The sequence below is a fragment of the Dietzia sp. NPDC055340 genome, assembly GCF_053645335.1.
This window is the reverse complement of sequence record NZ_JBSHML010000019.1, coordinates 51,058-73,499: the sequence shown is the minus strand read 5'-3', so window position 1 is coordinate 73,499 and position 22,442 is coordinate 51,058. Positions and strand designations below refer to the sequence as shown.

The 22,442-nt window shown below is 71.7% G+C and carries 20 protein-coding genes and 1 riboswitch; of the genes, 6 read left to right on the top strand and 14 right to left on the bottom strand.

Annotation, left to right across the window (positions count from 1 at the left end):
• Positions 1–85: 85 nt before the first annotated feature.
• The 4 genes from nirB to ACWIFB_RS14060 form a co-directional block, all read right to left on the bottom strand.
• Complete coding sequence (gene nirB / locus ACWIFB_RS14075; protein ID WP_454058579.1) at positions 86–2,725, bottom strand: nitrite reductase large subunit NirB; 2,640 nt, start codon at positions 2,723–2,725, stop codon at positions 86–88.
• Between the two features lie 167 nt (positions 2,726–2,892).
• On the bottom strand, positions 2,893–3,642 hold the full coding sequence (locus ACWIFB_RS14070) for a DUF3239 domain-containing protein (RefSeq protein ID WP_452099099.1): 750 nt from the start codon (positions 3,640–3,642) through the stop codon (positions 2,893–2,895).
• A gap of 98 nt (positions 3,643–3,740) precedes the next feature.
• The gene (locus tag ACWIFB_RS14065) at positions 3,741–5,408 is read right to left on the bottom strand and encodes a DNA repair helicase XPB (RefSeq protein WP_454058578.1); all 1,668 of its coding nucleotides are present in this window, start codon (positions 5,406–5,408) and stop codon (positions 3,741–3,743) included.
• Between the two features lie 620 nt (positions 5,409–6,028).
• The gene (locus ACWIFB_RS14060; RefSeq protein ID WP_454058577.1) at positions 6,029–8,560 is read right to left on the bottom strand and encodes a helicase-associated domain-containing protein; all 2,532 of its coding nucleotides are present in this window, start codon (positions 8,558–8,560) and stop codon (positions 6,029–6,031) included.
• A 116-nt stretch (positions 8,561–8,676) separates the two neighbouring features.
• Between ACWIFB_RS14060 and ACWIFB_RS14055 the strand changes: the two genes are divergently transcribed.
• Positions 8,677–8,874, top strand: coding sequence for a hypothetical protein (locus tag ACWIFB_RS14055; RefSeq protein ID WP_230930117.1), 198 nt, complete (start codon positions 8,677–8,679; stop codon positions 8,872–8,874).
• A gap of 132 nt (positions 8,875–9,006) precedes the next feature.
• On the opposite strand, the gene ACWIFB_RS14050 is transcribed toward ACWIFB_RS14055, so the two are convergent.
• Both ACWIFB_RS14050 and ACWIFB_RS14045 read right to left on the bottom strand, forming a co-directional pair.
• Positions 9,007–9,639: a transglycosylase family protein gene (locus ACWIFB_RS14050; protein ID WP_230930118.1), complete on the bottom strand. Its 633-nt coding sequence runs from the start codon at positions 9,637–9,639 to the stop codon at positions 9,007–9,009.
• Positions 9,640–9,652: 13 nt separating this feature from the next.
• Positions 9,653–9,807, bottom strand: a riboswitch (cyclic di-AMP (ydaO/yuaA leader).
• 180 nt (positions 9,808–9,987) lie between these two features.
• Positions 9,988–10,290 (bottom strand): hypothetical protein, encoded by a 303-nt coding sequence (locus ACWIFB_RS14045; RefSeq protein ID WP_230930119.1) that lies wholly within the window; start codon positions 10,288–10,290, stop codon positions 9,988–9,990.
• A 129-nt stretch (positions 10,291–10,419) separates the two neighbouring features.
• Here ACWIFB_RS14045 and ACWIFB_RS14040 point away from each other — a divergent pair, with 129 nt between their 5' ends.
• Positions 10,420–10,827, top strand: coding sequence for a cold-shock protein (locus ACWIFB_RS14040; RefSeq protein WP_452099103.1), 408 nt, complete (start codon positions 10,420–10,422; stop codon positions 10,825–10,827).
• 86 nt (positions 10,828–10,913) lie between these two features.
• Here ACWIFB_RS14040 and ACWIFB_RS14035 read toward each other — a convergent pair whose 3' ends face one another.
• From ACWIFB_RS14035 to ACWIFB_RS14025, 3 genes are read right to left on the bottom strand one after another with little or no spacing between them, the layout of a single operon-like run.
• Entirely contained in the window at positions 10,914–11,456 is a 543-nt protein-coding gene (locus ACWIFB_RS14035) for a DUF2771 family protein (RefSeq protein WP_452099104.1), read from the bottom strand.
• Positions 11,453–12,997, bottom strand: a complete 1,545-nt coding sequence (locus ACWIFB_RS14030; RefSeq protein WP_454058576.1) for an MFS transporter — start codon at positions 12,995–12,997, stop codon at positions 11,453–11,455. Before ACWIFB_RS14030 ends, ACWIFB_RS14035 begins: the two co-directional genes overlap by 4 nt.
• Positions 12,990–13,904 carry a glutaminyl-peptide cyclotransferase gene (locus ACWIFB_RS14025; protein WP_454058575.1) on the bottom strand — a complete coding sequence of 305 codons (915 nt, stop codon included), beginning with the start codon at positions 13,902–13,904 and terminating at the stop codon, positions 12,990–12,992. Before ACWIFB_RS14025 ends, ACWIFB_RS14030 begins: the two co-directional genes overlap by 8 nt.
• 57 nt (positions 13,905–13,961) lie before the next feature.
• On the opposite strand from ACWIFB_RS14025, the gene ACWIFB_RS14020 reads away from it, so the two are divergent.
• Positions 13,962–14,927 (top strand): DUF3027 domain-containing protein, encoded by a 966-nt coding sequence (locus ACWIFB_RS14020; protein ID WP_454058574.1) that lies wholly within the window; start codon positions 13,962–13,964, stop codon positions 14,925–14,927.
• A gap of 153 nt (positions 14,928–15,080) precedes the next feature.
• Here the strand turns inward: ACWIFB_RS14020 and ACWIFB_RS14015 are convergent, their stop codons facing one another.
• Entirely contained in the window at positions 15,081–15,455 is a 375-nt protein-coding gene (locus ACWIFB_RS14015; protein WP_452099108.1) for a DUF2530 domain-containing protein, read from the bottom strand.
• A 76-nt stretch (positions 15,456–15,531) separates the two neighbouring features.
• Between ACWIFB_RS14015 and ACWIFB_RS14010 the strand changes: the two genes are divergently transcribed.
• Together ACWIFB_RS14010 and ACWIFB_RS14005 are read left to right on the top strand one after the other, a co-directional pair.
• Complete coding sequence (locus tag ACWIFB_RS14010; protein WP_452099109.1) at positions 15,532–17,001, top strand: NCS2 family permease; 1,470 nt, start codon at positions 15,532–15,534, stop codon at positions 16,999–17,001.
• Between the two features lie 52 nt (positions 17,002–17,053).
• Entirely contained in the window at positions 17,054–17,890 is an 837-nt protein-coding gene (locus ACWIFB_RS14005) for a TrmH family RNA methyltransferase (RefSeq protein ID WP_452099110.1), read from the top strand.
• A 31-nt stretch (positions 17,891–17,921) separates the two neighbouring features.
• Here the strand turns inward: ACWIFB_RS14005 and ACWIFB_RS14000 are convergent, their stop codons facing one another.
• The 4 genes from ACWIFB_RS14000 to serC form a co-directional block, all read right to left on the bottom strand.
• Positions 17,922–18,251 (bottom strand): YnfA family protein, encoded by a 330-nt coding sequence (locus ACWIFB_RS14000; RefSeq protein WP_454058573.1) that lies wholly within the window; start codon positions 18,249–18,251, stop codon positions 17,922–17,924.
• On the bottom strand, positions 18,248–19,222 hold the full coding sequence (locus ACWIFB_RS13995; protein ID WP_454058572.1) for a DUF6928 family protein: 975 nt from the start codon (positions 19,220–19,222) through the stop codon (positions 18,248–18,250). Before ACWIFB_RS13995 ends, ACWIFB_RS14000 begins: the two co-directional genes overlap by 4 nt.
• A gap of 9 nt (positions 19,223–19,231) precedes the next feature.
• Positions 19,232–20,278 carry a septation protein SepH gene (gene sepH / locus ACWIFB_RS13990; protein ID WP_454058571.1) on the bottom strand — a complete coding sequence of 349 codons (1,047 nt, stop codon included), beginning with the start codon at positions 20,276–20,278 and terminating at the stop codon, positions 19,232–19,234.
• A 154-nt stretch (positions 20,279–20,432) separates the two neighbouring features.
• Positions 20,433–21,557, bottom strand: a complete 1,125-nt coding sequence (gene serC, locus ACWIFB_RS13985) for a phosphoserine transaminase (RefSeq protein ID WP_454058570.1) — start codon at positions 21,555–21,557, stop codon at positions 20,433–20,435.
• A gap of 86 nt (positions 21,558–21,643) precedes the next feature.
• On the opposite strand from serC, the gene pdxH reads away from it, so the two are divergent.
• A complete protein-coding gene (pdxH, locus tag ACWIFB_RS13980) occupies positions 21,644–22,366 on the top strand; it encodes a pyridoxamine 5'-phosphate oxidase (protein WP_452099115.1) in 723 nt (240 codons plus the stop codon).
• Positions 22,367–22,442: the final 76 nt, after the last annotated feature.

Genomic DNA, 22,442 nt, shown 5'->3' with positions numbered 1-22,442 from the left:
ATCGAAAGTCAGCAGCGGGCGGCCACGAGGCGGGCGGCGGGGCGGCCGCGGCCCGGGTCGTCTCGGGCGGGAGCCGCAGGTCAGGTCAGGCGGGCGCCGGCATGGCGGGGGAGCCGAGCAGTACCGGCACCTTGCGGCCGCCGCGCTGTTCGAACTGCACAGTCGGGTCGGGCGCGCCGGGCGCGTTGACGAACGAGACGAACCTGCGCAGCTTGTCGGGGTCGTCCAGCACGGCCGACCATTCGTCCCTGTACCCGGCGACGTGTGCCTCCATCCGTCCCTCGAGTTCGGCGGCCAGGCCCAGGGAGTCGTCGCACACCACGTCGCGCAGGTGATCGATCCCGCCCTCGAGCGCCTCGAGCCACGGCGCGATGCGCTGCAGCCGCTCGGCCGTGCGGACGTAGAACATCACGGTCCGGTCGATGTATCGGATCAGCTGGTCGTCGGTGAGATTGCCGGCCAACAGGACCGCGTGGCGGGGCGTCGCGCCGCCGTTCCCACCGATGTAGAGGTTCCAGCCGGTCTCGGTGGCGATCACCCCGACGTCCTTTCCGCGGGCCTCGGCGCACTCGCGGGCACAGCCGGACACGCCCATCTTGATCTTGTGCGGCGCGCGCAGCCCGCGATATCGCGTCTCGAGCAGCACCGCCATGCCCACCGAGTCCTGCTGCCCGTACCGGCACCACGAGGTGCCCACGCAGCTCTTGACCGTGCGCAGCGACTTTCCGTACGCGTGCCCGGACTCCATGCCGGCGTCCACGAGCCGCCGCCAGATCGCGGGCAGCTCGTCGACGCGCGCGCCGAACAGGTCGATGCGCTGGCCGCCTGTGACCTTGACGTACAGGTCGTGGTCGCGGGCGATCTCTCCGATCACGATGAGCTGGTCGGCCGTCACCTCGCCGCCGGGCATCCGCGGTACCACGGAGTAGGTGCCGTTCTTCTGGATGTTGGCCAGGAAATGGTCATTGGTGTCCTGCAGCGAGGCCTGCTCGCCGTCGAGGACGTGGTCCGAACTGGTCGAGGCGAGGATCGACGCGACGGTGGGCTTGCAGACGTCGCAGCCGGCGCCGCGGCCGAACCGTTCGATCAGGCCGGCGAACGTCCGGATGCCGGTCACGGTGACGATCTCGAACAGCTCCGAGCGGGACTGGTCGAAGTGCTCGCACAGCGCGGTCGACTGTTCCACGCCCTCCGCCTCGAGCACCTGCCGCATCAGGGGCAGGCATGAACCGCACGAGGTCCCGGCGCGGGTGCACGACTTGAGCTCGGCGACGTCGCAGGCCCCGCCGCAGATCGCCTCGCGCAGGTCGCCCTTGGTGACCGCGTTGCACGAGCAGATCTGGGCGTCGTCGGGCAACGAGTCCACGCCCACCCCGTCCGCGCCCGAGGAGCCAGGGGTGAGAAGAGAAAGGGGCGACGACGACGGCAACGCCCGCCCCAGCAACGGCTTGAGCAGCTGATACGGGCCCGCGTCTCCCACGAACACCCCGCCGAGCAGCGTCCGGGTGTCGGGGCCCAGAACGAGTTTGGAGTAGGTGCGGGCAACGGGATCGTCGACCTTCACCTCGAGGCTGCCCGGCGTGCGCGCGTGGGCGTCGCCGAAACTGGCCACGTCCACGCCCATCAGCTTGAGCTTGGTCGCGAGGTCGGCGCCCGTGAACTCGGGTCCGTCATCGGTGCCGTCGTCGGTGCCGGGCGCGTCGGGCCGGCTGCCGGCGGAGTGACCTTCAACCTCGCGGACGATGCGGGCGGCCGCGACCTCGGCGGAAGCGTAGCCGGGGCCGACCAGGCCGTAGCAGGTGCCCTCGATCGCCGCGCACTCGCCGATCGCCCACACCCGCGGGTCCGAGGTGCGGCACGCGCTGTCGGTGAGGATGCCGCCCCGCTCCGCGAGGGTCAGGCCGGCATCGCGGGCTAGTTCGTCGCGGGGCCGGATCCCGACCGAGAACACCACCACAGCGGCGTCGACGGTCTCCGTCCGGCCCTCAGTGGTCAGGTGGACGTGCAGTGCGTCGGCGCGGGTGGCGGCATCACTGCGGGTGTGGAGATCGTTGTCGTCGTCGTTGCGGTCATCCTGCTCGATCACCGTGTCGGTCACGCCCGGGTGCACGGTGATGCCGCGGTCGTGGATGAGGTCGCCCAGCAGCGCGCCGCCACGCGCGTCGACCTGCACCGACATGAGGCGATCGTTGCGCTCCACCACGTGCGGCGTCAGGCCGAGTTGGCTGAGCGCGTTGGCCGCCTCGAGTCCCAGCAGCCCACCACCGATCACCACGCCGTGGGCGCCGGGCCGAGCGCGTTCGGCGTCGGCGCGGAGGGCGTCGAGGTCGTCGAGCGTGCGGTAGACGTGGCATCCGGGCAGGTCATGACCGGGGACGGGCGGCACGAACGCGCGCGACCCGGTTGCCAGGACCAGGGTGTCGTAGGGCAGGCACTCGCCCGAGTCGAGCTCGACGGTCCGGGCGGCGCGGTCGATCGCGGTGACGAGCCGGCCGGAGCGGACCGTCACGCGCGGGTCGGCGCTGTGGAGGGCGTCCTCCATGTGGAGCGAGGGACGATCCCAACTGCCGATGTAGGCCGACAGCCCCACCCGGTCGTAGGCGGGGTCGGCCTCGTCGCCGATCACGGTGATGGCGACGTCCGCGTGGGCGTACCGCGTGCCGAGGGTGGAGACGAAGCGGTGGGAGACCATCCCGTGTCCGACGACGACAATGTGCTCGCTCATGTGTGGGTCCTCCTCCGGGCCTGTGCGGATCAGGCTAGGAAGACCGTGTTGCGCCGATGTGGCGCCCGATCACGGGTCCGTGACGTTCCGTTCACACCGCCGCGGGGCCGGGGTGAGGTAGGGACGGGTGGCGCACGCGGGGGGCCACGTCGGCGTAGGTGTGACGTTCAGTCGAGCGGGAGCATCCGCGTGACCTCGGCAGAGACGTCCCCGACCTTGTCGACGTTCTGACGCAGCGTCTCCCACTCACCCTCGGGGATCTGCTTGGCGGCGTCGCGCCAGACGGCCTTGTCCGGGGTCGCCCACGCGACCGGCATGGGAGAGACGAACTGGTAGAGGTTGTCGCGCCCGCGGGCACTGCGGTTACCCACCACGGCGACGCAGGCCACGCGCTCGCCGACCTTCGACGGGATGCCCTCGATCGGTGCGCACGGCCTGGCCACCAGGACCGGGATCTTGCCGGCCGAGCGCTCGACCGCCTGGTCGGCCAGCGCCAGCAGGGTCACGCCACGCGGCCGGACCTCGGCGATCACTGCGGGGATCAGCTCGGAGGTGTCGTAGGTGGACTGTACCGAGCCCATGCGGCGGGGGATGTAGATGATCATCGCCAGGCAACCGATCGCGAACGCGATCGCAACCCCGCCCACGATCCAGCCCCACGCCGCCATTTCGGAATAGATGAGGACTCCGGCGCCGGCCGCCATGACGATCAGGCCCAGGATGGCGGCCGACCACTGCAGCCGCCGCACCTCACCGAGGTTCTGGTTGTGCTTGCGCGCCCAGGCGTCATCGACGGGGATCCGGGCGAGCCGGTACGTCTCGTGCGGGTTGCGCGGGGCGCCGCGCTTCTTGCTCGCCTTCGCGGGGCGGGCATTCTTGCTGGAGGTGTTCTTGCGGGCTTTACCGTCGGCGGCCATGCCCGCCAGTATCCCAGGCCCGGGATCGTCGGGGGATCGGGCGGGGTGCCCCGGTGGGCGAGGCCAGGGTTCCCCGGTGGGCGCCTCGGTCGAGCGGCTCAGCCGACCTCGGGGATGGGCGGGCCGAGGATGTCGTCCGCGTCGACGATCCGGTAGGCGTAGCCCTGCTCGGCGAGGAAGCGCTGCCGATGGGCGGCGTACTCGGCGTCTAGGGTGTCGCGAGAGACCACCGAGTAGAAGTGCGCCTGCCCGCCGTCGGACTTGGGCCTCAGCAACCGGCCGAGCCGCTGCGCCTCCTCCTGCCGCGAGCCGAACGTCCCCGACACCTGCACGGCCACGCTGGCTTCCGGCAGGTCGATCGAGAAGTTGGCCACCTTGGACACCACCAGCGTGGTGATCTCGCCGGCGCGGAATGCCGCGAACAGCTTCTCGCGCTCCTTGTTGGACGTCGAGCCCTGGATGACGGGCGCGTCGAGCTCCTCGCCGAGCTCCTCGAGTTGGTCCAGGTAGGCGCCGATGACGAGCGTCGGCGCACCGGCGTGATTGGCGAGGATCTTCTTGACCACGGGAATCTTGGTGCGCGCGGTCGAGCACAGCTTGTACTTGTCCTCGGCCTCGGCGGTCGCGTATAGCATCCGTTCGTTCTCGGTCAGGGTCACGCGCACCTCGACGCAGTCCGCGGGCGCGATCCAGCCCTGCGCCTCGATGTCCTTCCACGGGGCGTCGTAGCGCTTGGGGCCGATGAGGGAGAACACATCGCCCTCGCGCCCGTCCTCGCGGACGAGGGTCGCCGTGAGACCGAGACGACGACGAGACTGCAGATCCGCGGTCATTCTGAACACCGGTGCGGGGAGCAGGTGCACCTCGTCATAGATCATCAGTCCCCAGTCGCGGGAGTCGAAGAGCTCGAGCGCCCGGTGTACGCCCTTCGTCTTGCGGGTGATCACCTGATAGGTGGCGATCGTGACGGGGCGGATCTCCTTGCGCTCGCCCGAGTACTCGCCGATCTCGTCCTCGGTGAGCGAGGTTCGGGCGAGCAGCTCACGCTTCCACTGTCGGCCCGCGACCGTGTTGGTCACCAGGATCAGAGTGGTGGCCTTGGCCTTGGCCATCGCGGCGGCCCCGACCATGGTCTTTCCGGCGCCACAGGGCAGCACGACCACGCCCGAGCCGCCGGCCCAGAACGAGTCGGCGGCCATCTGCTGGTAGTCGCGCAGTTCCCACTGCTCTTCCTCGGTCGACAGCGCGATCTCATGCGCCTCGCCGTCGACGTACCCGGCGAGGTCGTCGGCGGGCCAGCCCACCTTGAGCAGTTCCTGCTTGAGGCGGCCGCGCTCGGAGGGATGCACGACCACGGTGTCGGCGTCGATGTCCGCTCCGAGCATGGGGGCGATCTTCTTGTGCCGCTTGACCTCGGCCAGCACCGCCGGATCGAGCGAGACCAGGGTCAGGCCGTGGACGGGGCTCTTGACCAGCTGCAGCCGGCCGTACCGGTCCATGGTCTCGGCGATGTCCACGAGCAGCGGCTGCGGCACGGGGAAACGCGAGTAGGTGATCAGCACGTCGACGACCTGCTCGGCGTCGTGTCCGGCGGCGCGTGCGTTCCACAGCGCCAGCGGGGTGATCCGATAGGTGTGCACGTGCTCGGGGGCGCGCTCGAGTTCGGCGAACGGCGCCAGCGCCTGGCGGGCGTCGGCGGCCTGATCGTGGTCGATCTCCAGCAGCACGGTCTTGTCGGACTGGACGATCAGCGGTCCACCACTCACTTCGGGCCTCCTCGATAACTCTCGCCGGGTCCGCGTGGGCCCGACCTATCCAGTGTCCTGGAAATCGCGGGACCGCGTCGGGGCCGACCGAATCGGCCTCCCGCACGAGTTCCCCCGCCCCGGTTTGGACGACCACACGCAGGGATTTCACTCGTTTCTCGCGACTGGTGTCGTCCAAACTCCGCCGCCAGCCGCCTGCCGCCTGCCGCCTGCCGCCTGCCGCCTGTCGCCTGCCGCGTGCCGCCCGCAGTTCGTTGACCCGCCACCGCAACGGGGGCTGCGCAACACGGCACGCGCCACCTATCAGATTTCCGCGCCGCCTATTGCAACACGCGCCACCCATCAGATCCGATGGGTGGCGCGCATCCTGATGGGTGGCGCGAAAATCTGATAGGCGGCGAGGTGTAGAAGGGCGGTTCCGCGATACGGATCGGCTTCCGGCGGTGGGCGCGGTCGCAGACAGCGGCAGGGCAGTGTACGCAGACGGCGGCAGGGCAGCGGGCGCAGACGGCGGCAGGGCAGCGGGCGCAGACAGCGGCAGGGCAGGGGGCGCAGACCGCGGCGGGGCATCGGGCGAAGGCGCAGGCATCGGCCACCGCCGCAGGCGCGCCCTGGCCGGCTCAGCGCGTCGGGTCGACGTCCGCCACGGAGATGACCCGGTGCAGCGGCAGGGTGACGGCCTCGGCGGTGTCGGGCTCAATGCCCTCGACGCGCCCTCCGCCCACTGACGCCGGCACGATCAGCCGCGCGGTGGACCGGCCCTGCGCGTCGACCACCGAGACGGTCACCGCGGTTCCGGTGGAGGCGGCCTCGTGCAGGCGGGCGATCGCGGCCTCGCCGGTGTAACCGCCCGCGCCGCCGGGGCCGCCCGCACCGGTGCGGGCGGCGCGGACCCGGTCGGCCGAGCGCATCGCGGCCACGGCGGCACGCAGGTCGGCGGGCCCGGGAGCGCGCGCGGGGATGCGGGGTGCGCGCCCGGGGCTGGAGGCGTGGACTCGCGCGACGGGCCGGCTCAACGCCACGACCGCCCCGGAGGTGTCCTCGACGACCGGCGCGTACCCGTCCTCCCGCAGCGCCTCGACCAGGTCGAGCGGCCGAGCCTGCGAGATGAGCACGGTCGGGGCCACCATCCGCAGGGCGCATTTCTCGGCGGCGGGCGAGCCGAGCACCTGGGCGACGAGCGACGGGTCGTCGCAGCGTACGAACGACAACGCCGTCCCCACCCGCAGTCGCCCGTGCCGGCGCGCGACGTCCTCGACGAGGTAGTCCAGCGACTGCGGCACCGGCGTGACGGAGGTGCGGGTGAGGAGGTCGCGGACCCCGGAGGCGGTGCGCCCGGCGTCGAGGGCGCGCCGCAGCGAGGACTCGGTGACGCGGTAGGTGGTGGCGGCGCCGGCTGACTCGACGTCCGCGAGCAGCGCGAACTCGGCCGCGAGCTCGGGAACGAGGGGCCCTGGCGCGAGGATCGTCAGGTCGGCCTGCACGATCACCTCGGAGACCGGGTCGGGCAGCGCCGCCGCGAGGACCGGCTCGAGTTCCTCGACGGTCGGTGCCGCGCCGGGCGCGCCGGCGGTGGTCGCGGCGGGGGAGCCGTCCACCAGCATGCGGGCGGCGCTGGTGGCGGTGGTGACGACGACGAGGCCCAGCCGCCGTGCTTCGGACACCGTCTCGGTGACCGGCGACCCGCCGGCCCGGGAGAACCACACCGGCGAGAACCAGCGCACCACCTCGGGCAGCAGTGTGTCCCCGGGTTCGGCGGCCGGGTCGAGGCGCGCGAGGGCGCCCAGGACACGCGCACGTTCGGCGGCGGGAGGCGGGCCGACGGGATCGCCGAGTGCCGGGACGGTGCCGCCGCCTTCGAGTTCGGCGCCCACCCGCCACGGTGCGCGCGGCATGGACCACCACGCCAGGACCAGTTCGGCCCAGCGCCGGGCGGGCTCCCGGGCGGACCAGATGTCGGCGGCCTCGGTGGGAGCCCACACGGAGTCGTAGGCGATGTCCCCGACCTCGGTGTCGCCCACGGCGATGAGTCCGGCCGCCGCCAGGATCTCCAGCAGCAACGGGAGCTCGGACTCCTCCAGCTGCGCGGCCCGGGCGACGCGGCGCAGCTCGCGCACACCCACGCCGCCGGCCTTGAGCGTGGTCAACGGGATCGTCGACAGGGCGGCGAGGACGGAATCGCAGTGGTGCAGCAGGTCGAGCGCGGCCACGCCGCCCGAGGCATCGGCGTTCTTGGCGGCCTTGCCGGTGCGGCCGTCCACCGGGTCGGCCCACGCGGGCAGGTCCAGCAGTGACGGGCCGCTGGTGGCGCCGATCGTCGCGGACGCGGAGGCGGAAGCGGTGCCGGAAGCAGTCGCTGCGGAAGCGGTGGCGGGACGCGCGCCGTGGCGCGCCCGGTCCAGGGCGTGGGCGCGCGGGATGACCACCTCGCCGGGGCCCGACCCGGCCCGGTCGCCGGCCGGGCCCCGGCCGCTGGGTCCGCTGGCGCCTGCGTCCCCGCCGGTGGTGATCTCGGCGAGGCCTGCGGCGGCGAGCTCGGCGGCCGCGGCCCGGACGGACTCGGACGCGCCGGATCCCAGCGCACCGACCGGGGAACGGCCGCGGGCGATCGCCTCGAGCACACCCGACGCCGGAACGGACAATCCCGCCCACGCCTCCTCGAGCGAGGTCCCGGCGGGTTCGCCCGGGTGCGGCGCCACCACAGGTGCGGCAGCGATTGCCGACGCGGTGACCGGAACCAGCCGGGCACCGTCCTCCTCTCCCCAGATCAGGGCGAGGTCCCGGAGACGGGCGACGGCGGTGGGGAATGGGGCGGTGTCGTCGTCCTTGCGGTTTTTCTTTGACTTGTTGCTGCCGACCCCGAGACGTTCCGCGACCGCCGACAGGGGGACGGCCCCGGAATCGGCACCCAACGCGGCGGCCGTGGCCAGCACCAGTAGCTCCGGCCACGACAGCGTGCCCATCGCCCGCGCGGTGGACGCAGGCAACCGCAGCCGCGAGGCCAACACCTCCAGCGACGCGGGGGCGGGCGTGGCCACGTCCGGGCGCAGGGTGCACATGCGCACGAGGGCGTCGTCGGACTGCTCGGCGAGCCAGGCGGGAAAGCCCGGTTCGCCGGCGCTCGGGCGGGACGTGGCGCGGGAGGTCGACATGATCCGTCCCAGCCTAGTGACGTCGGCGCGGGTGTGCGCGCGTGCGCCGGGCGAGGGCCGTGACGGTATCCGACCCACTTGCTGACACAGTGCGCCCGAGGTGAGAGACTTGCAGCGTGGCTGCCAAGAAGAAACTGACCTATGACAACCCGGGATGGCCCGACGCCTCGTTCGGCGAGCACCCGGTCACCGAACTCGCCGCGCTGGTCGCGGGCGGACTGTCGCCGTTCGGCGAGGAGCGCTTCCCGCTCCCGCACGAGCGTCTGCACTACGTCCACCCGGAGACCGTGGTCAACAAGACCGTCCGGGCCTGACGCGGCGCCGACACAGCGGACAACGAAGGGCCGCCACTCCCTGGAGGGGGTGGCGGCCCTTTCGTGTGCGTCCGAACTAGGACGCGAGGCCCGTCGCGCCGTGGGTCGGTGGCCGACCCACGGCGTTGAGCATCAGTTCAGGTAGGTCGCGAAGAAGTTGTCGACCGCGTCCTGGTTGGCGGCGTAGGCGCTGTCGATGGCGTCCTGGTTGGCTTCGTAGGTCGGCAGGACCGGCAGCGCGATACCGCGGGCCACGGCCTCGTCGTGCAGCGTCTGGGCATGGTCGGCGGCGGTGACGGCCTCGGGGGCCTCCTCGGCCGCGGGAGCGGCCGGGGCCGGAGCCGGGTTCGGGGTGAGGTTGTTCACGTCACGCGGGGTCGGCGCGGAGTTCAGGCCCAGCTTGGACGAGCAGGCGGGCCAGGCGCCCCAGCCCTGGCCGGCCAGCGTCTTCTCGGCGATCGCGATCTGCTGCTCGCGCGAGGCCTGGTTGGCGGTCGGCGCGAACTGGGTGCCACCGTAGGCGGCCCAGGTGCCCTGCGAGAACTGCAGGCCGCCGTGGTAACCGTTGCCGGTGTTGATGCCCCAGTTGCCGCCGGACTCACACTGCGCGAGGCGGTCCCAGTCGGAATCCGGGGCGGCGTTGGCGCCGGGCGCGAAGGCCAGGCCGGCGGCCGAGAGGGCGGTGCCCGCGATGACGGCCTTGACGGCGGTCTTCGGCGCGGAGGAGGTGGTGGCGGCGCGGTGGCGTCCGGTGTTCGAGGTCATGTACGCGTCAGTCCTTTTCACTCTGTGCCTACGGGGTGAGCTGTCGGGTTCGGACGAGTGTGTCCGGCCGCCGCTGGCGGCTTCACCCCAAGGCGACCGTCTGGCCGCCGGGCCCGGCGTGGGCCCTGTCGGGTCCCCCGTCTCCGCCCGGTTAATGGATTGGTCACATCGGCCGCAGGGCGGAGTTCGGGGGTGCGTCCGATGCCAACTCGCTGACGAGTCTGGAAAGAACTGTAGCGGTTCGATGCGGGATCGTCACCATTCTGAAATAAAACCTGGTGGGACGGCGCGAATCGGTGAGTTGTTATCCCCACGTTACCTGGGGCGTTACCACAAAGGTGCCGTTTGTCACACCTTCGGCGGACGTGAACCCAGAATCGCGTACAGGAGTCCCAGGACGAATCCGGTCGGTGTGAACAGCATCGCGACCAGGTAGAGGATGGTCGGCGCGTCCCGGCCGAGGATCAACGGGGTGCCCGCAGCGATGATCGTGAAGATCACGCCGATGCTGAAGATCACCATTGCGGTGATGAAGAGACCACGACGACGAGGCGCCGTGCTGCTCGCCCCGGTCACGGAAGGGGCGGCCTCGGACCCGGCCGGGGCCCAGGGGTCGGTGGCATCTGTCGGGCGCTGGTCGTCGGAGCTCACAGGGGGCAGGGTACCGCCCCCGCCGGGACGGGTACCAACGCGGATGGCTATGTGGGTAGGGGTATTGTCGGAGCATCAGTTGAGGTCGTGGTCGCGCAGGTGCGCGCCTGTGTCTAGAGGGGGATCGCGGTGCCCAGCGGCAAGGTAAAGTGGTTCGACGCGGAGAAGGGCTTCGGCTTCCTGTCCCAGGAGGGCGGGGAAGACGTCTACGTGCGCGCCGACGCGCTGCCCGCCGGGGTCGAGACGCTGCGCCCGCGTCAGCGCGTCGAGTTCGACATGGTCTCCGGCCGCCGCGGCCCGCAGGCACTGCGCGTGGTGGTCCACGACGAGCCCGCCACCGCCGGCGCCGAGGAGCGAACCCCGCGCACCGGCCCCCGCCGCTCGGCCGACGAACTCCACGGCATGGTCGAGGACATGATCAAGGTGCTCGAGTCGACCGTGCAGCCCGAGCTGCGCCGAGGCCACCGGCCCGACGCCAAGGTCTCCGGCCGGGTCGCCTCCGTGCTCCGCGCGGTCGCCCGCGAACTGGAGCCGTAGCTTCCGGCCGGATGGCAGTCAGATAGCTGAACACAGATGCCGTGACGGCGCCGATCGAGATGATCGGCGCCGTTTCGCGTGCCGGGTCAGTCGGCCGCGGTACCGGCGCTGGCGCCGGCTGCGTCGGCGTAGAGGAAGCTCATCGACCACTCGCCGTTGAGGATGGTCGGCTCGCCGGCGGCGTCGTAGACCACCGGGACCGAGCGGATGGCCAGGCCCTCGATGCGGCCCTCCTCCTCGGTCTCCACCGGGATCAGCAACTCGCTGGCGCTGTTCGCCTCGACCGTGAAGTCGCGGGTGCCACCCTCGCGCACCTCGTAGACGTTCAGCGTGGAGTCCTTCAGTTCGGTCGGCAGACGCACCGTCAGCGTGTGCTCGCCGTGGATCAGGAACTCGGGCACCGGGTTGGTGTATGAGTTACCGTCCAGGTCCGTGGCGGTGAACGGCAGCGCCGACTGCTGCCCCCGGTCGGTGGCCACGGTGATCTGCGGCAGCACCCCGAACCGCGCCTCCGACCCCTTCCACGCACCGACGATCGCGGAGATCATGATGATCACCCACGCCAGGATCGCCCAGGTGATCGGGCGGACGCGGAGGCCGGTCGATTCGGAATCGCTGCTGGAGGTCACGGCTCTATTCTGCCGACGTCGTCGTCGTCGGACTCATCGGGGTCACCAGGGGTGGGGTCCCCTGGGGCGTGGGGGACGCCGGGCTCGCGGGGTGAGTGGGGCGCGCGAGGTGAGTGGGGCGCGCGAGGTGCGCGGGGCGCGCCGGGACCGTCGGCGACGCGCGGCTCACCGGGGAAGCGGGGCCGGTTGCCGCCGAGGCCGGGCACGAGGGTCGAGCCGCGCGCGGTGAGCAGCGACTGGGTGAACATCACCGCGGACATCACGGCGACCACCGAGAAGCCGATCGTGAAGTCCGGCGGCAGCAGCACGCCCAGCGCCCCGCCGAACACCCAGGCCAGCTGCAGCGCCGTCTCCGAACGGCCGAACGCCGACGAGCGGGCGGCGTCGGGGATGTCGGTCTGGATCGAGGAGTCGAGAGCGACCTTGCCCAGCGCACTGCCGATCGCCGCGACGAGGGCGAACACCGCCGCCATCCAGAGGGAGCCCAGGAACGCGGCCACGACCGCCGTCGACAGTGCGGCACCCGCGGAGACGGTGGCGATCCGGCCCGGTCGGCCCAGCGGCAGACGCGCGCCCACGGCGTTGCCGGCGAAGGTCCCCAGGCCGCCCGCGGCGCCGGCGATGGCCAGCAGTCCGGCCTGCTCGATGGCGGAGGCGTTCTCCTGCGCCTTGGCCACGAACGCCAGGAACAGGGTGAGGAAGCCGGTCATGAACCGCATCAGCGCCTCGGCCCACAGAGTGGCCAGCACGCCCCGGCCCAGCGGGCGCGTGAGCACCGCCTTGAGCCCGCGCGTCAGCGAGCCGCGCTCGACGCGCAGGGTGGCCGACTCTTCGTCGTGGGAGGCCTCGGCGCGCGGGGGGATCGTCATGGCGACGTACGCGGCCACCAGCGCGACCGCGGCCAGCAGCCACAGCGCGGCCCGCGAGTGCCAGATCCACGCCACCGCCGCGGCGGCCGCGCCCGCCACGACGCTGCCGCAGACGTGACCCAGCACGGTCAGCCGCGAGTTGGTGCGCACCAGGTCCAGTGCGGGCGGCAGCACGTGCGGCGTGATGGACGCCTTGACCACCCCGAACGTCTTGGACAGCACGAGCATCCCGAGCGCCAGCGGATAGAGCAGCCACGAGTCGAAGTTCAGTGCCAGGATCACCGCGAGCACCGCGCGCAGGGTGAACGTCAGCGACACGGTCAGGCGGCGGCCGCTGCGCAGCCGGTCCAGGGCGGGCCCGATCACCGGTGCGATGAGCGCGAACGGCGCGACCGTCACCAGGAGATACAGGGCGACGTTGCCGCGCGACTCGGCGGTGGCGGCGGAGAAGAACAGGGTGTTGGCCAGCGCCACCGCGAGGATCGCGTCACAGGCGAAGTTCGCGACCGTGACGTAGCTCAGTGGTGCGAGCCCGGAGCGGTCGGCGCCGTCGGCGTGGAAGACGCGGCGGGCGCCCCGGCCGACCGAGCCGGCGGCGCGGCGCGTCGAGGCGGCGGCCCGCCGGGAGTTGCCCGCGGCGCGGCTGTCCGGGCCGGTGGCGGCCTCACGCACCGAGGCGCACCTCGTACATCGTCGGCCACATCTTGCCGGTCACCAGCAGGTTCTCCGAGTCGGGCAGTGCGGCGATGCCGTTGAACACCGCGTCGGTGTGGTCCGGCCGGGGCTGCTGCAGGTGCGAGGCATCGTAGATGTCGGTGACCACGCCCGTCGCGGGGTCGATGCGGATGATCTCGCTGGTCATGAACACGTTCGCCAGCACGGAGCCGTTCACGCACTCGAGCTCGTTGATCCACGGCACCGGCTCCCCGCCCGCGGTCACGCTCACGGCCCCGGTGGGCTCGAAGGTCACCGGGTCGCGGAACGTCAGCTGGTCGGAGCCGTTGCTCATGATCAGCTGCTCGTCGTCGTAACACAGGCCCCAGCCCTCGCCCTCGTACCGCATCTCCTCGCGCACCTCGAGGGTCTGCGGGTCGCGGTCGTGCGCGACCTGGTTCTTCCAGGTCAGGGTCCACAGAGTCTCGGGGGTCAGGGCCAGGCCCTCGCCGAACTCACGGTCCGCCATCGGCACGGACACGGAGACGTCCCCGCCATCCAGCGGCCGGCGCTGGACCTGGGAGCCGCCGTAGGTGCCGGTCGACTCGTAGATCTGTCCGTCCGCCACCTCCAGGCCCTGGGTGAAGAGCCCCGGATCGTGGGGCATCTCGCGCACGACCTCGACGGTGCCGCGGTTCGGCTGCGGCTCGACCTGGCCCACCACGACATTGGGCGGCCAGGGTGAGACTGCCTCTCCGCCACCGCCACCGCCACCGCTGCTGCCGGCGCCGGCGGGCGCGCTCGACGACGCGAGCGAGGCCTCGGTCTCGGCGGGAGCGGGCTCACCAGACGAGCACGCCGTGAGGCCCCCGACGAGGGCGAGGGACAGCATGAGCGGACCGACGGGGCCGAGGAACCTGCGCATGACCCCAGGATGCCGCACGACGGGCCGGAACGTGACGTCCCGCCGCGGATGCGCATAATGGGAGGGGTGAACACCGAGGTAAGCACGGATCAGGAGGCGGGCGTCGTGGACGTCGACGACCAGTCGGCCGCCGCGGGCACCGACCCGGAGTCGGGCTTCGACGCGGCGCTGCGTGAGCGGCTGTCCTCCGGCGTGGAGGTGGCCCGCGCGGCAGTCGAGGAGTTCGCCGGCGCCGGCGTGGGGGAGCACCTCGGGTCCGAGGTCGAGGCCGCGTTCACCACCACCCATCGTTTCGGTGCGGATCTGTCCGGGTACCGCGGGTGGTACTGGGCGTGTGTGCTGGCGTTGGTGCCGGGCGGGGAGCTGACGGTCGACGAGATCGCGTTGCTGCCCGGGGACGAGGCGCTGATCGCGCCCGAGTGGGTGCCGTGGGATCAGCGGGTGCGTGCCGGCGACCTCGGTGCGGGGGACCTGCTCCCGCCTGGTGACGACGACGAGCGGCTCGTACCCGGACACACGCTCACCGGTGACGATGCCCTGGACGAGCTGGCCGGACCCATCGGTCTCGGTCGTGAGCAGCACCTGAGTCGGGAGGGCCGCGCCCTGGCGGCCGAGCGGTGGTCGGCCGTTCGCGGGCCGGACGCCGAGATCGCCCGCAGCGCCAAGTACCACTGTGGGAGCTGCGGTTTCCTGGTGCCGGTGGCGGGCTCGCTGAGCACCATGTTCGGGGTGTGCGCCAACGAGTTCTCGGCCGACGGCCAGGTGGTGCACCTGCAGTACGGCTGCGGCGCCCACAGCGCGGTGGAGAAGCCGAAGGACACGAGTCCCGCGATCCCGGACGCGTTCGACGACGCCGCCGTCGACGTGGTGGTCCTGCCGCAGCAGCTCAAGGCCGCCGCACAGGCGCGCGCAGAGGCCGATTCCGACCGGTCCGCCGGCGCCGATGCCGATCGGCCTGCCGGCGCCGACTCCGAGCAGCCTGACGAGAAGCCGACCGGCCAGGACTCCGAATCCGCTTCCTGAGCCTCGGCCCCCGCCCGTGTGGTGGACGTACTGCTCGAGGATTCGCGGATTGTCGAGCTGGATGTCGAGTGAATCCGGGGCGACTGCTGAGCGGTGAGTGGCCGGGATGGGCGATGGCGTTGTCGTCGGAGCGGCGGTGAGCGGCGCGTGAGGTCAGTTGGCGGCGGGCTGGTCGGCGACGCGGTCGAAGTCGAGGCCCTCCTGCGCGCCCGCACTGCCCGCGATCACCGCGCGGCGCTGGAGTGCGTACACCGCGGTGCCGACCGCGCCCACGCCCACACCGACCGCGCACAGGATGACCGTGCGCATGTCACCGTCGAAGAAGAGCATCTGCGCCAGTAGCGCGATCGTCCACGCCAGGGTGCCGATCAGCATCGGCGGCCGCGGATCCAGCAGGTACGACGGGATCGGCGGCACCCGACGCTCTGGCCGGGGGTGTTCGGGGGCGGGGGACGCCTCGGACGCGGACGGGCCGTGGGGCTGCTGAGGCACATGGTGCGCCTGAGGCTCCGCTGAGTCGTCCGTCATGACCGCGACGCTACCGCAGGCCGACGGACGGTTACTCTATGACGGTTCCTCAACTCCTCGCCTGGAAGGCCGTCAGATGTCGCAGAGCACCGGGGCCCCCTCACAGCCCCCCGCGCAGATCGGCGCGCTCGATCGCTATTTCAAGATCAGCGAGCGTGGCTCGTCGGTGTCGCGCGAGGTGCGCGGTGGCCTCGTCAGCTTCTTCGCGATGGCCTACATCATCATCCTCAACCCGCTGATCCTCGGATCCGGGACGGACGTTGAGGGTAACCAGCTGTCGATCGTCGAGATCGCGGCCGTCACCGCTTTCACGGCCGGCGTCATGACGATCGCGTTCGGCGCCATCGCGCGGTATCCGTTCGCGTTCGCCACCGGCCTCGGCATCAACTCGCTGGTTGCCGTGACCATCGCGCAGCAGGTGACCTGGGCGGAGGCCATGGGCCTGGTGGTGATCGAGGGCATCATCATCGTGATCCTGGCGATCACCGGGTTCCGCACGGCCGTGTTCAACGCCGTGCCGCCGGAGCTCAAGGCGGCCATCGCGGTGGGCATCGGTCTGTTCATCGCCATGGTCGGCGTGGTGGACTCCGGGTTCGTGCGCCGCATCCCCGACGCCGCCGGCACCACCGTGCCCGTCGGACTGGGCATCGGCGGCTCCATCGCCTCCTGGCCGACCTTCGTCTTTGTGGTGGGTCTGCTGCTGTGCGGCGTGCTCGTGGCGCGCCGGATTCGTGGCGGGCTGTTCATCGGCATCGTCGTGACCGCGATCTTCTCCGTGATCGTCGAGGCCATCGCCGGCGCCGGGCCGTCCTTCGTCGACGGCGAGCCCAACCCCACCGGCTGGAGCCTCGCGGTACCCGCCATCCCCGACTCCCTCGGCGGGATCCCTAACCTGTCACTGATCGGTGAGGTCGACCTCATCGGTGCGTTCACCCGCATCGGCCCGCTGGCCGCCGGGCTGTTCGTCTTCACCCTGCTGCTCGCCAACTTCTTCGACGCGATGGGCACGTTCACCGGCCTCGGCAAGGAAGCCGAGCTCATGGACTCCAAGGGCAACCTGCCCAACATGAAGGCCGCGCTGGTCGTCGAGGGCTTCGGTGCCGTCGCCGGCGGTCTGACGTCGTCGTCGTCCAACACGGTTTTCCTCGAGTCCGCCTCGGGCATCGCCGAGGGCGCCCGGACCGGCCTGGCGAACATCGTCACCGGCACGCTGTTCCTGCTCGCCATGTTCTTCACGCCGCTGTACGAGGTCGTGCCCGTCGAGGCGGCGGCGCCCGCGCTGGTGATCGTCGGTGCGCTCATGATCTCGCAGATCAAGCAGATCGACCTGACGAACTTCGCCGTGGCCCTGCCCGCGTTCCTCACGATCGTCGCGATGCCGTACACCTACTCGATCGCCAACGGCATCGGCATCGGGTTCATCGCCTGGGTCGTCATGGCCACCGCGACCGGGAAGGCGCGAACCGTGCACCCGATCCTGTGGATCGTCGCGGCAGCGTTCGTGGTGTTCTTCGGCATCGGGCCGATCACCGACGCGCTGGCCTGAGGGACTGAGTGACTGAATTACCGAAGGTCTCGGCGGGGTTGGAGTGACCGGGATGCGAGTCGTCGACGTCACCGACCCCGCCGACCCACTTCTGGATGACCTGCGGGATCTCAACAAATCCGACCGCCGGCCCGATCTGCCCGGCGGCCGCGGCCTGGTGATCGCCGAGGGCACCTACGTCGTGGGGCGGATGCTGCTCTCGCGATTCGACCCGCACGTCATACTGGGAACCGACTCGCGACTGGCGCAGCTGCGACGCGAGGCGGCCGCCGAGGGCTGGGACGCCGACGAGCGGGCCGGCGACGCGATCTACCTGCGGGCGTCGAAAGATCTGATCAGTGAGGTGATCGGGTTCCGGTCCAGTCGCGACATCCTCGCCGCCGCCGACCGGCCCGAGCCACTGTCCGTCGAGTCCGTGGTGGACGGGGCGCAGACGCTCGTCGTGCTCGAGGGCGTCAACGATCCCGAGAACCTCGGCGCCATCTTCCGCAACTGCGCGGCCCTCGGCGTGGACGGCGTGTTGTTCGGCGCCGCCGCCGGGGACCCGCTGTACCGTCGGGTGGTCCGGGTGTCGATGGGGCACGTGCTGCGGCTGCCGTTCGCGCACCTGCCGGGTACCCCCACCACGTGGCAGCGATCACTCGAGGGACTGCACGAGCAGGGATTCAGGACCGTCGCGCTGACGCCCTACGCCGATACACCGCTGTCCCGGGCCGTGGACGCCGAGAAGGTCGCGTTCCTGCTCGGCGCCGAGGGGCCGGGGCTCACCGAGCACGCGATGAAGGCCTGCGACGTGCGGGCCGCGATCCCGATGGCCGACGGGACCGACTCGCTCAATGTGGCCACGGCGGCCGCGGTGGCGTTCTACGAGCGGGCGCGCGAGGGCTGACGAGGCCGGCTGGGGCTGGGCGGGCCCGGGGTCAGCGGGGGGCGTACATGATCACGCCGACGCCGATCAGGCAGAGGAGCGCACCGGAGATGTCCCAGCGATCGGGCCGGAAGCCGTCCATGGCCATCGCCCAGATCAACGAACCGGCCACGAAGACGCCGCCGTAGGCCGCGAGGATCCGTCCGAAGTTCGCATCAGGCTGCAGCGTCGCCACGAAGCCGTAGGCGCCCAGCGCCGCAACACCCAGGCCGATCCAAATCCAGCCGCGGTGCTCGCGCACGCCCTGCCAGACCAGCCAGGCACCGCCGATCTCCAGTAGCGCCGCGAAGCCGAACAGCAGGATCGACTTGGCAACGGTCATGCCTGGTCCCGGTCGTCTGGGTGCTGTCCATGGTCCCGGTCGCCGGGGTGACTTCTGCGGTCGCGCTTGCCGGCGGAGGCATCGTTCCTCCCGCGGCGCAGCGGGCTGGCGCCCTTGCGGACCACGTCGCCCACGCGACCGGCGAGCCCACCAGCCAGGCCACTCGCGACACCGCGGAGGCCGCGGCCCGAGGAGCGGGCCCGGTCGGCGAAGGGGATGCGCTCGTAGTCGTCGTCGTAATAGGGGGAGGCGGTGGTCTCGTCGTCCTCTCCGGCGTCGCGACGGGCGGCGGCGTGCAACTCCGCGCGGCCCGGGCCGTCGGCCAGGTGCAGGGCGGGGCCCGGCGGCGTGTGCTGGCGGACCTCGCGGCGGCCATCTGTGGCGAAGCCGTCGACCGGCACGTCCAGACCGCCGGGTTCGAGGTCGAAGCCCAGCCAGTCGCGGTGCGCGGCGTGCAGGAGCGCGGACGCGGAGAATGGCAGGGCGAGCGGGTTGTCGTCGGCGCCCTCGAGCGGGAACTCGCCGGCCCAGTACGGGCGCTCGAACGGCAGGGGCATGCCCTCGTCCTCGACGATCCTGTCGTCGGCGGCCGCGAAGGAACGCACCAGCGTGCCCGACTCCCAGCGGCCGAACCCGCTCACGCCCGAGTCGGGATCGTAGGAGAACTCCAGCACGGTGGGGGTGTCGACCAGCCGCAGCCATACCGGGTCGGTCTCCGAGGGCTTGACCGGGTGGCTGATCGTCGTCTGCACCACCGTCAGACCCGGGAACGACCCGATGTAGATCTCGCCCGCGCCCGCCGAGGCCGAGCGATTGAGCGGGAAGTGGCCGAGCGAGGCCACCGTGACCTTGGGATACAGCCGCGACAGGAGACGCCGGGCGAATCCCGGGTCGGAGCGGACGCCCGAGCGGAACAGCGCGGCGGGGTCGTCTGTGGACAGGTACCAGAAGGTCGCGACGTGATGGCCCATGGCGCGGCGTCAGTCGTCCTTGCTCCGGACACCGAGCAGGACGTCCTCCCACGACGGCATCGTCGGATGACGGCGCGAGGGACGACGCTCGGGTTCGGTGGGGGTGTGCTGGAGGAAGTCGTCGGCGTCGTCGTCGGACTCCTCGCGGTCCTTGTCGGAGGCGCCGGCGCGCCGGGGCTCGCCCGCGGCGGGTGCGGGACGGTCATCTCGGTCATCCCGCGAGACGGCCGGGCGCGGGGAGTCCGACCGCTCGGATGCGGGGCGCTCGTCGCGGGAGTCCGGCGGTGTCACGGCGGCCGGCGGCACGGCCGCGGGTCTGCCGCCGGCCGACGACATCCGCGGCGCGGCGGGAGGCTCGACGGCGGGGGTGGGCCGATCGGATTCCACGCGGGCCAACGAAGGAACGGAGCGTACGGGCGGCGGACCGGCCGGCAGCGGGGGCCGCGAGGACACGGTGCGCAATGCGGCCGCCTTGGACGGGTCGAGGACCCGCTCGGCCTCCTCGTCGAGCGGGCGAGCCGAACCGCCGTGGGAGTCGGGGACGAAGGACCAGGTGGCGCGGGCGTCGTCCGACAGCCCGGCTGGCCACGAGATGGCCACCACCCAGCCGCCCGAGCGGTCGCGCCAGGCGTCCCACTTCACGAGCTCCGGGTCGATGCCGCGTTGGTCGAGGGCCGCGTCCACCTTGTCCGCGAGCGTGTCCAGCGACGGCCCGTCCGACATCACCAGGTGCGCGGACCGGGCCAGGTCAGCGGCGTTCGAGCGCTCCAGCAACACCGGGATCGCGAACCCCTCGATGCGGGACAGTGACACCCCGGCGTCGGCGGCCACCTCCTCGGGGGAGGCGCCGTGCCGGATGCGGTCCTGGATCTCGCGGGGCCGGAGCGTGCCGGTCACCGGCGCACGATCAGCTCCACCGCCGGCGACGTACTCGCCACGGGCGGCAGCACGGAAGCGGTCGTCGAGCGGAACGGAGAACTTCTCGCCGGAGTCCGGGACCTCGCATTCGACCAGCGATGACTCGGTGTCGACCCCGATGATCCTCAGCTTCCGCATGCCGCCTCCTGACTCCTCACGGCCCCACCGGGGACTCGAACGGTCCACTACCCGGGGCCTGGGCGTTGGACCACATGGTAGGGCAGCGCAGCCCACCCGGCGCGCGGACGGGCCGGGTGGGCTGCGGAAATCTGCAGATCTAGAGTGACAGGCGTCAGGAGAGCTCGCCCACCACGTGGTCGATGCAGCGGGTCAGCTGCGTGACGTCCTCGGGGTCGATGGCCGGGAACATGCCGATGCGCAGCTGGTTGCGCCCGAGCTTGCGGTACGGCTCGGTGTCGAGGATGCCGTTCGCGCGCAGGGTCTTGGCGACCTTGGCGGCGTCGATCTTCTCGTCGAGGTCGATCGTGCCCACGACCTGCGAGCGGTGCGCCGGCTCCGTGACGAACGGGGTGGCGTACTCGCTGGCCTCGGCCCAGTCGTACAGGCGCGAGGAGGAGTCCTTGGTCCGCGCGACGCACCAGTCGAGGCCGCCCTGGGCGTTCATCCACTCGACCTGGTTGGCGAACATCAGCAGCGTGGCCACCGCGGGGGTGTTGTACGTCTGGTTCTTGGCCGAGTTGTCCACGGCGGTGGGCAGCGACAGGAAGTCGGGGCACCAGCGGTCGGTCGCGGCGATCTCGGCCACGCGCTCGAGCGCGGCCGGGCTCATGATGGACACCCAGATCCCGCCGTCGGAGGCGAAGCACTTCTGCGGGGCGAAGTAGTAGACGTCCGTGTCGGCGATGTCGACGGGCAGCCCGCCGGCGCCGGAGGTGGCGTCGATCGCGACCAGCGCGTTCTCCGAGCCCGCCGGGCGCGACACGGGCAGCATGACGCCGGTCGAGGTCTCGTTGTGCGCCCAGCCGATCAGGTCGACGGACGGGTCGGAGGTCGGCTCGGGGGCGGAGCCCGGGTCGGCGGAGATGACGATCGGGTCCGCCAGGAACGGCGCGCCGCCGGTGACCTTGGCGAACTTCGAGGAGAACTCGCCGTAGGTCAGGTGCAGCGACTTCTCGCGCACGAGCCCGAACGCGGCGGCGTCCCAGAACGCCGTGGTGCCGCCGTTGCCCAGGACGACCTCGTAACCCTCTGGCAGGGAGAACAGCGACGACAGTCCATCGCGCACGCGGCCCACGACGTCCTTGACCGGCGCCTGGCGGTGGCTGGTGCCCATCACGGTGGTGGCGGCCTCGGACACGGCCTCGATCTGCTCGGGGCGGACCTTGGACGGGCCGCAGCCGAAGCGGCCGTCGGCGGGCTTCAGGTCGGCGGGGATGGTGGGCAGCTGATCGCTCATGCTTCTGGGGTGCCGTTCCTTGTCGAGGGTTGGGATAGGGACATCGTAGTCGGGGGTCGCCCCCGCGCCGAGTAGCGTCTGAGGGCATGGAGGAATCCGCCCCCGATCGGGTCGCCGGAGACGACGTCGTCGTCGTCACTCCGGAGGCCCCCACCGACGTCCTCGAGCCCACCGACTTCGACACGATGCGCGTCGGGTACGGCCTGCACGAACGCCTGGACGTGGCCGACCTGCACGGCGGGTGGTTGCCGCTGTTCACCGACTGGCTCGACGAGGCCGGGCGCCGCGGCGTGCGCGAGCCCAACGCGATGGTGCTGGGCACCGTCGCGGACGGACGGCCGTCGACCCGCACCGTCCTGTGTAAGGGCGCCGACGAGCAGGGGGTGACCTTCTTCACGACGACGACGTCGCGCAAAGGCGCCCAGTTGGCCGTCTCGGGGTTCGCGTCCGTGACGTTCCCGTGGCTGGTCGCCGAACGGCAGGTCCACATGGAAGGGCCCTGCCATCGGATGAGCCGTGTGGACTCGCTCGCGTACTGGCGCACCAGGCCGCGCGGGTCGCAGGTGGCGGCATGGGCCTCGGAGCAGTCGCGGCAGGTCGGGTCGGTCGCGGAGTTGGAGGCGCGGTTCGCCGAGGCCGAGCGGAGGTTCGCGGGGCACGAGGAGATCCCGATGCCCGACAGGTGGGGCGGCTACCGACTCGAGCCCGAGCGCGTGGAGTTCTGGCAGGGCGGACGCGACCGTTTCCATGATCGCGTGGAATGCCGCCTCGACGGCGGGCGGTGGGTGGTCGCGCGGCTGCAGCCGTGATGGCGCGGCTGTAACGGGTGGGGCGCCTGTGACGATCGGGGGGAACGCGTGCCAACGCTCTTCGAAGGGTGGGTAG